The following is a 9,232-nucleotide window of genomic DNA, read 5'->3' as shown; positions in this document are numbered from 1 at the left end:
GGTGAACCAGCGATTGCCTGCGGGGGGGGTGGCGGCAAATTCGACGCCTTTGGATTCGAGGAGTTTGGGTAATTCTAGGTCGAAAATGGGGGTGGTTTCTTGAATCTGTCCAGGTTCTCCCTCTGCATTTTTAATCTGATACCGAATGACATCCTGACCAACGGAGACTCGAGCCACTTGTTCATCCTGAACTTGCTCGATGAAGAAGCTGTAGGGAACTTTGGAAACCCGGGGATTACCCCCGAAGGTAAATACTAAGTTTAAGATCAAAAGTCCGATGGGCAGAAATAGAAGAAAGGTGCTAAGGGGGTTCGGACGTGGACGTCGAGGTTTGTCGTTTACAGGCATGAGAAGTTCCTTCTTTAAAATATGTTCAGGATGGTTCAAATCGGTAAATACGCTGCAGTCATTCCAGGGATCAGTCGCCCGATGCTTGGAGCTTTGTCAGTGGAGGCGGTTTGCGGCAGTGAAGGGTCAAGATATCGGTTGGGTGGATTACCAGTTGGTGTTGACATGACACATCAAACTGGACCAATGTATATCTCCCCGAGGTTATAAAGGCCTAGTCTTTAGGCAAGTAAACCAAGTCGCTTGCCATTATCGCGTGCTAGTCGAATCCAGTTCTGGCGAAGACTACGATCAATTCCGACTTGATTACAAAAATTGGTGATGGCCTTAGAGTGCCGAGCGATGGCCTTCCCTCGGAATTTACTCAATTTAGGTTGGCCGACAATGTTGCGGACTAGTACGACGAGGGGAGCAAACATGGTGAAAATCTTTATGTAACGCTATGTAAATATATTAGCTAATTTGTAACATAATGTCAACAAAGATTGCGCTTTTCAAAAACTCATGCTAACTGCCATACTCTGCACCGATGCATATGTTATTTGAAGCAATTCCCCCAAAAAACAATTGAAAAATTCTAATTTATATAATTTCAGCTATTTTTACTTTTAAAAGCTCCAATATAGAGATTAATCTCTATATTTACGGATTTATATTGAATTAATACCTGATCCAGTGGCCATACGTCACTTGCTGTAGCGCTTCACTATTCCATATCGGTTATTGAAATGTAAATTTATAAAATAAAAAAGCTACTCTCACAAGTCGGAGAATAGCTAATGCGCAGATTGAGCCTTGGCAAGGTGGCTTAGCAGGCGAGATACTCTTGCAACACGACCTTTTGCGATCGCAAAATCTTAAATGCTTCCCGTTCGACTCGGCGAACCCATTCGCGACTGACGTTCAGGCGCTCACCTACCTTAGCGAGCGTCAAAGGATTCTGGTCAATCAAGCCGTATCGTAGGGTAATCACCTCTCGCTGCTGTGGATTGAGATCTTGCAAGAGCTTCTCTAGGTCGGACCGCAAAGAAGAGGCCGTAGCATAGTCATCAGGAGAAGCATTGGGATCTTCCAGAAGTTCCCACAATTCCGTGTTTTGCTGGTCACCAATCTGGATATCTAAGGAAATGGAGCGACGAGCAAAGTTAAGATAGTCCTCAACTTTCTTAGGAGAAAGGTCCATGGATACCGCCAGTTCCTGAATCGTAGGGTCACGATGCAGCTTCTGAGAGAGTTGGCGCCTCACTTTGCGCAACTTGCTTAATTTCTCATTGATGTGAATCGGTAGACGAATCGTTCGTTCTTGTTCTGCGATCGCTCGGGTCATCGCTTGACGAATCCACCAGTAGGCATAGGTAGAAAATCGATAGCCTTTCATGGGGTCAAATTTCTCAACACCCCGTTGTAAACCTATCGTGCCTTCCTGAATCAGGTCAAGGAATTCCACTTTGGCCTTGTTATACTTCTTTGCAATCGAGACGACTAGGCGCAGATTGGACTCAACCATCTTGCGATTGGCTTTTTGCCCCAGATTTATGTCTTTTTGCAGTTGCGAGACAGGCACCCCAGCCTTCTCGGCCCATTCTTTTAGGGTGGGTTCGCGGTCTAGCTGGCCTTTCAGCTCTTGGTTTAGATCTTGTAATACCGTCAAACGCTGCACTTGCTTGCCATAAATGACCTCTTGTTCGTGATTCAACAAGGGAAAACGACTGATTTCCCGGAGGTAGGTCGTGATTGAATCTTTGCTAACAAATGGGCTTTTCATAATGGCAATGTTCGGGTAGACACTAAATCAATGAACAAGAAATATAGCTCCCCAGCTTGACGCTGGGGAAACAGGAGTTAAGACAGGGGTTTAGAAGTGCAATAAGGTTGCAACTTGTCCAACAATGCCTTCTCCAGTCAAAACTTCAGTGACCAAGGCGAGGGAGAATCCCATCATCGCAAGGCGCCCCCCAAAGGTCTCTGCAAAATCGGTAAAGCCCCAGATTGGATTTTGAGTACTCATATCAATTGACTCCGTAATGCGGTGGAAATAATCTATGTAAATAAATGTAACTGATAATGTAACGTTTTGTCAAGAAAATGATAAATACTTTTGTCTGTTCGCATCTAATACAGCCTAGGAGGGCTATTCAGGCTGTGCGCTTAGTCTATTTCTACCCAACACATAAAAACCCCAGCTTAGGCCTGGGGTAAGAGTTCGATAGAAATTAGAGGACTGGCTCCCGCCCCAAAATAACCCTAGAGGTTATTTATCAAGCATTAACGGTCGCCATAACTTAAGGAAAAGGCAAGATAGGCTGAAGAATGACAGTTGAGACAGCCTTATGCCTTACGGGCCATCGGCCACACTAGAGGGTAAACCAAGCAATAAGCTGACCAATGATTCCTTGACCTGTTAGAGCCTCAGTGATGATAGCCAAAGTGAAGCCCAGCATGGCCAATCGGCCATTCCAAGTTTCTGCAAATGAGTTGAATCCAGTAGAGGGTTGAGAATTCATAGTTGATTAATCTCCTTAATAATTAGCTTGCAGTGATGTGTTTAGTGAACGGGTAGAAGGATTACATCAAACCCCAGAAATGCAAAACACCTTTACCGGTGACCAATTCGATTACGAGGGCAATGTAAAAGCCGACCATGGCCAAACGACCACTCCAAGCTTCAGCAAAGGGATTAAAGCCGAAGAAACTGTTGGAAGAATTCATAGAATTAGACTCCGTTAAACTCATGTGTGTTGTAACTTTATGTAAATAAATGTAACGAATACATAAAGATATGTCAAGCCCCTTCTAGTCATTTTTATGATCTTTTTTGTGAAACCTGTTTACAGTTCAGCATTCTGGCCAAGGTAAATAGATGGAGGGAGGTCTGTAGTGGCAGGCCTTTGGGCGATTCAGTCAAGCTATGGATGAATGCCCTTCGTTGAAGCTGACCTCCACCAGAAAGTTATTCCCGCTTATTACCCAAAACCACCGAATCTCAAATATTGCTGCAACAAAGCGAAGGAACCGGCTACCAACTGCTAAACTCAGAGTCTAGAGGCTGCCAAGAAGATACAAACATCAACAACTTGGCCCATTTCTCTCCTTTAAGGAGATTGTTCTCTGAACTGTTGTCTGTTTCTGGATACTGAAGCAGTTTGAAAGACCAGCAGCAAAAAATTTTAGTCGCAGATGATGAAGCCAGTATTCGTCGGATTTTAGACACTCGGCTATCCATGATGGGCTTCGTTGTCATTACTGCTGCAGATGGAGAAGAAGCATTACAGGTTTTTCAGCACCAGGAACCGGATTTAATTATTTTGGATGTGATGATGCCTAAACTTAATGGGTATCAAGTGTGTCAGGCGCTCAGACAACAGTCAGATGTACCCATCATTATGCTGACCGCTCTCTCAGATGTGGCGGATCGCATCACTGGATTGGAAATGGGTGCAGATGACTACATGGTAAAACCCTTCTCACCTAAAGAATTAGAATCCAGAATTCGCTGTATTCTCAGACGGGTTACGAAGCCCAGTGCAGCACACCAAAAATCGGTCGGTATCATTCAAATTGGGCAACTAGAGATCGACACGAACAAACGGCAAGTTTATAAGCACCATGAGCGCATTCAGCTCACGCATCTGGAGTTTAACTTACTGGAGTTACTGGTCAGCCGTCCCGGTGAACCGATCTCGAGGGTTGAATTCCTCCAAAAAGTTTGGGGATATAGTCCTGATGGCAAGATCGATACCCGCGTTGTGGATGTTCATATGTCTCGCCTGCGCAACAAGCTCAAAGAAGATTCAGACGATCCCGATATGATCTTGTCAGTCCGGGGAGTAGGCTACACGATTCAGCGAGGAGCTGAGTAAATATTGGAGTTTTACAAACGGCGTTGTTGCATGAATAGGTGCTGCGGACAAGGCATGAGCTAGAGTTTATGTACCACCAAAAACCGCTAGCCCATGAGTTACCGAATCCGCAACTGGTCTGAGTATAACGCTGGTCTCAAATAGCGGGGAAGTGTGACCTTCTGGCTCGAACAATCAGCCATTGAACATTGGCTGAAAAACACACCGAGTAACAAGCGGGGAGCCTCTCTGACCTATAGCGATACAGCAATCTCCACCTTTGAGACCATCAAATGTATTTATGGGTTAGCAAGGCGTCAAACCGAAGGATTTCTAAGTACCCCTCAACATTGTCCAACCAATGGGTACCACTTCATTGTTATTCTGTCAATGCGTAACTTCTAAAAGACCTAAACTCAATGGCTGCAGTTCATTTCTCAGAAAAGTGAGCCATATCGTTACGATGAAAAATCGGTTTGATCGATATGGCTAGCCTTGACATACAGCAACAGGCCTAGGACCTCTTGCGTGGACTCTACCTGAATAACAGTTTGTCCACCGTCTTGCTGAATCTCTAACTCCTCGAAATTCAGATCGACTAAGACGAAGGAATCAATACCATCCTGATAATCAAAGATAATGTCCTTGCCGTTGCCAGCCTGCAACACAAACTGATCAACTCCTTGCCCTCCAAAAAGACTATCTTGTCCTAAACCGCCATCAATCCAATCATCCCCTTCATTGCCCTGGATAATATCGCTTCCCCTCTCGCCCAGTAGGTGATCATTGCCTCGACCTCCGAATAAATAGTCGCTGCTCCCAGCGCCTGACAACGTGTCATTTCCACTTCCGCCATTGAGCAAATCTCGACCTCGACCTCCTTGAAGGTCATCATTGCCTAGCCCACCATGTAAGACATCATCTCCCCGTTGCCCAAGGAGCTGGTCATCCCCTTCATTTCCAAACAGAAGATCCTTGCCAATCCCCGCTCTGAGGATATCGTCATCCTGCCCACCCAACAGGACATCATTTCCTCGCCCGCCATTGAGGCTATCATTGCCCTGATTGCCCAATAATTTATCGTTGTCATTACCACCAAGCAAGGTGTCATCCCCAGCTTGTCCAGACAGAAAATCATTGCCTTTGAAACCCTTAATTAAATCTGCTTCAGAATCTCCTAGGAGTTGATCTGAGCGATCTGTGCCGTCAATTTGATTAAATGTCTTGAATGAAAGCGTCGTAGTTGCCACAACACTTTTATTGCTATGAGCTTGCCCATCATCGACCCAAAATTCAATAATGCGATCTGTTGTATCAGGATTTTTGGCTGTGTTGTTGTACGTTACTGTACGCAGAACTTTTTGGTAATTTTCAACTGTATCTTCACCTCTAAGGAACAATACACCCAAGGTAGAATCATAGGAAACGTCAATGTTTGTTCCTTCTGCTTGACTATCTAAAGTCTCGGTTATGCCATCTAAGGGATTTGTGATAGTTATTGTTGCGCCAATTAAACTATTGCTGTTGTCAGATAGTTCTAGTTGGCTGCCCAAAACCGCTGCGGCGTCACCCTGGAAGAACGCTGTAGCCTCAATGCTAGATTCAGAATTACTAAGATTCAACTTCGGTGCTGAATTGCCAAGCACCACATAAGTTTTTCCTGCATAGCTACCAGCAGTGGGTGCCGAAACCATGAGATCATCCAAGCCATCATTATTGATATCACCTGCACTACCGACGAAGCCACCTAAGCCACCTGTTTCGCCACTAATATCAACACCGTTGAGGACAAAACCATTGCGGCCATTTAAATCAGCAAGCTCCACACTAGCCGGAAAGCCTTCAGCTTTTCCAAAAACGATGTAGGCTTTACCTGGATTATTGTCTCGACGACTAGGAGCCCCAATGATCAAGTCACCAAACCCATCACCATTGATGTCTCCAGCACTACTAACTGAACTACCAGAACGTTCTCCTTCAGAGAAGCCACCTACTTCCCCATTAAGAATGAAGCCATTTCGACCATCGAGGGTAGAAACATCAAAGCTTGAACCTATGCCATCAGACTGACCAAACACCACAAAGCTCTGACCTGCATAATCATTCGCAAATAAATTGCCAATAATCAGATCTGCAAAGCCATCTCCGTTAATATCACCCGCATCATTTACGATAGATGTATACGGTCCCGTATTCGTGATGGCAAATCCATTGCCACCATCAAGATCTGCTAATTCAAGAGTTGAACTAAAGTTTGCGCTAGAGCCAAATACAACAAAACCATCATTAACAATCAGATCATTAAAGCCATCCCCATTAAAATCGCTGATGCTGCTAACAGAGCTACCCGATGCAGCAAACTCAGCACTACCGTTAATGGTGAAGCCATTATTGCCATCAAGCTTGGCCAGTTCTAAGGTCGATGCCAATAGCTCACTGCTACCAAAGACGACATAGGTTTGACCGACAGCATAGTTACCATTAACCGTGGCAAATGGACCACCAATGGCTAGGTCATCGAACCCATCACCATTTATATCTCCAGCATTACTGACAGAGGAACCTGAGCGACTTCCCTCTATACCATTCAGGACAAAGCCGTTAAGACCATCTAATGAAGCAATATCAAAAGAAGCACTAAAGTCTTTGGTGCTACCAAACACAACATAACTTTGGCCTGCAAAATTTCCGTTGGATGAAGTGTATGGAGAACCCAGCACAACGTCATCTAGACCATCTCCATTAATATCCCCTACACCACTCACACTCGCTGTGTAGCTCCCTAAACTATTCGATGTTGAATTCTTAATGCTGAATCCATTACGACCATCAAGATTAGCGAGATTGATATTAGGAATTTCTGCATCTACTCCAAAAACGATAAAGGCTTCAGAATATCCACCCAAAATTAAGTCATCTATACCATCACCATTGATATCACCCGCACTATTGATTTGCCCATTCCCTTGATTAAGAACAAATCCATTGTTCACATCTAGTTCAGAGAGGTTAAAGAATGAATTTGGAGCACTGCTAAGGATAGAAAGAGTGATATTAGCTGTCGAAGATACCCCTTCATCTGAAATAGTAATCGTAATCTCACGAGAGGTAGATTCAGCAGGAATAGCGGTGTTGTTATAGGTTAAGCTTTGCAATACTTGCTGATAATTTTCAAGAGAATCTTGTCCCTCGAGTGTGAGGATTCCTGCAGAAGAGTCGTAGGTAGCTGTAATGTTTGTATTACTGGTTTGAACTGCAAGACTTTCGTCAGCTCCATCTTTTAGATTGGTAATCGAGATGGTGGCCTGCGAAAGTGTATTACGACCAGAGCTAGTTAAAACCAGATTATTTTGGCTCAAAAGCAAAATAGAACGACCTGAAAAGGTGGCTGTTGTATTTATCCCTTTTATGGAGCCATTAAGATCTATCTGAGGAATTATGCCACCGAAAATGACGTAGCTTTTATCTGGATCAGCATAATAACCTGAAGTTCCAATGAGCAGGTCATCAAACCCATCACCATTAACATCGCCTGCCCTACTGACACCAGAAACTGCTATATCAGTAATAGCAAAACCTTGATTACTATTAAGGGTCGATAGTTCTAGTGTGGTATCGAATCCCTCACCATTTCCAAACACAACATAAGCTGCTTCGGAATCTGATGCAGCAATAATCAGATCATCGAAATTATCGCCATTCACATCCCCAGCACTGCTCACTGAGGAGCCAGAATTGGCGGCATCTTGTCCACCATTGATAGTAAAACCATTACTGCCATCCAGGTCAGTAACATTTAAGGTGTCTAAAAAAGTACTATCGCCGAAAATTATATAGCTTTGTCCAAGTTCAGAGTTGCCGTATGGGCTGGCGTCAGGAACACCGAGGATGATGTCATCTATGCCATCACCATTGATATCTCCAGCTCCACTGATAGAGCGTGGCTTGTTGCCACTATCAATAACAAAACCATTACTGCCATCCAGTATAGAAACGTTGAAAGTTGCGGAGAATTCTTCGATTTGACCAAAAACCACGTAATTTTGGCTTTCTAATGCATCAGAGATAATCAGATCATCTATACCGTCACCATTGATATCTCCTGCCTCACTAACCAGTGTGCGCGGGACGAATACTCCTTCTGAAATACCCTCAATTATGAAACCATTGCTGCCATCTAAGTCTGCTGGGCTGAGATTTTTGGGAAAACTGTCTTCTCTACCAAAAACTACATAAGTTTGAGTATTGTTATTTGTGGCAATAATCAGATCATCAATCTCATCACCATTAATATCGCCTGTCTGGCTAACAGAGACTCCACTTCCACCTCCACTAAAGAGAAAGCCATTATTGCCATCTAATGTAGAGAGTTCAAAATTAGCGTTGAAGGCTTCAGTTTGCCCAAATACAATATAGGTATGGCCATCTGGCCCTTCATATTCAGAAGCATTACCAGCCGAGGGAGCACCAATAACGACGTCAGCAATACCATCACCGTTGATGTCACCTGCATCGCTTACCGAATAGCCTGCATAATCATCACTTTCTATACCCCGTAGAATAAAACCATTAGTGCCGTCAAGATCCGATAGGTCTAGGCTAGGGCGATGGGTTGCATTGCCGAACACGATATAACCAGCATTATAAGAACCTGCGGATGAATAATATGGTGTTCCAATAATGACGTCATCAAAGCCATCCCCATTGATGTCTCCTGCATTACTAACGGATTGGCCAGGGCTAACACTGCTCGTAGCAATACCGTTCAGGAGAACTCCATTTTTACCATCCAGGTCGTTGACACTAATTGAAGCTGGCATTGTTTAGTAATCTCCTAGATGACTCTTCATGATTGTGGTCAAGAACCTATCGTCACGGTGCGACGAATCTCGTCAGTTTTTAACCCAATGGCCATAGGGCGTTGTACCCTCGGTAAAATCGCAACGTCATACATTTCCGTCACTATGCCTTCAAGGGTCAAGGAATGGACAATATCTCCTGTGCGTAGATCAATGACGAGCAAACCACACCGAGGTTCTACATCT

General features: G+C 44.2%; 9 protein-coding genes and 1 pseudogene. 2 read left to right on the top strand and 8 right to left on the bottom strand.

What is annotated here, in order from left to right; genetic code table 11:
• The 6 genes from Q0991_RS20370 to Q0991_RS20345 form a co-directional block, all read right to left on the bottom strand.
• Window positions 1-348, bottom strand: a 348-nt coding sequence (locus Q0991_RS20370) for an ATP-dependent metallopeptidase FtsH/Yme1/Tma family protein (protein WP_299491987.1), incomplete at its 3' end; no start/stop codon positions are given.
• Between the two features lie 221 nt (window positions 349-569).
• A complete protein-coding gene (locus Q0991_RS20365; RefSeq protein ID WP_299491985.1) occupies window positions 570-767 on the bottom strand; it encodes an electron transporter in 198 nt (65 codons plus the stop codon).
• Between the two features lie 389 nt (window positions 768-1,156).
• On the bottom strand, window positions 1,157-2,113 hold the full coding sequence (locus tag Q0991_RS20360) for an RNA polymerase sigma factor, RpoD/SigA family (RefSeq protein WP_299491983.1): 957 nt from the start codon (window positions 2,111-2,113) through the stop codon (window positions 1,157-1,159).
• A 90-nt stretch (window positions 2,114-2,203) separates the two neighbouring features.
• A complete protein-coding gene (locus tag Q0991_RS20355; RefSeq protein ID WP_299491981.1) occupies window positions 2,204-2,356 on the bottom strand; it encodes a high light inducible protein in 153 nt (50 codons plus the stop codon).
• 346 nt (window positions 2,357-2,702) lie between these two features.
• Window positions 2,703-2,852, bottom strand: coding sequence for a chlorophyll a/b-binding protein (locus Q0991_RS20350; RefSeq protein ID WP_299491979.1), 150 nt, complete (start codon window positions 2,850-2,852; stop codon window positions 2,703-2,705).
• A gap of 61 nt (window positions 2,853-2,913) precedes the next feature.
• Window positions 2,914-3,057, bottom strand: coding sequence for a chlorophyll A-B binding protein (locus tag Q0991_RS20345; RefSeq protein ID WP_235112839.1), 144 nt, complete (start codon window positions 3,055-3,057; stop codon window positions 2,914-2,916).
• A 434-nt stretch (window positions 3,058-3,491) separates the two neighbouring features.
• On the opposite strand from Q0991_RS20345, the gene rpaB reads away from it, so the two are divergent.
• Window positions 3,492-4,208, top strand: coding sequence for a response regulator transcription factor RpaB (rpaB, locus tag Q0991_RS20340; RefSeq protein WP_299491975.1), 717 nt, complete (start codon window positions 3,492-3,494; stop codon window positions 4,206-4,208).
• Window positions 4,209-4,361: 153 nt separating this feature from the next.
• Window positions 4,362-4,554, top strand: a pseudogene (locus Q0991_RS20335) (transposase); the annotation flags it as partial.
• Window positions 4,555-4,645: 91 nt separating this feature from the next.
• Here Q0991_RS20335 and Q0991_RS20330 read toward each other — a convergent pair.
• Window positions 4,646-9,007, bottom strand: coding sequence for a hypothetical protein (locus tag Q0991_RS20330; protein ID WP_299491973.1), 4,362 nt, complete (start codon window positions 9,005-9,007; stop codon window positions 4,646-4,648).
• A gap of 38 nt (window positions 9,008-9,045) precedes the next feature.
• Window positions 9,046-9,232, bottom strand: a 187-nt coding sequence (locus Q0991_RS20325; RefSeq protein ID WP_299491971.1) for a DUF4915 domain-containing protein, incomplete at its 5' end; no start/stop codon positions are given.

This window comes from Acaryochloris sp. IP29b_bin.137 (assembly GCF_028285745.1).
GTDB lineage: Bacteria > Cyanobacteriota > Cyanobacteriia > Thermosynechococcales > Thermosynechococcaceae > Acaryochloris.
The sequence above is the reverse complement of the archived record's forward strand: the minus strand, read 5'-3'. Positions and strand labels throughout refer to the sequence as shown.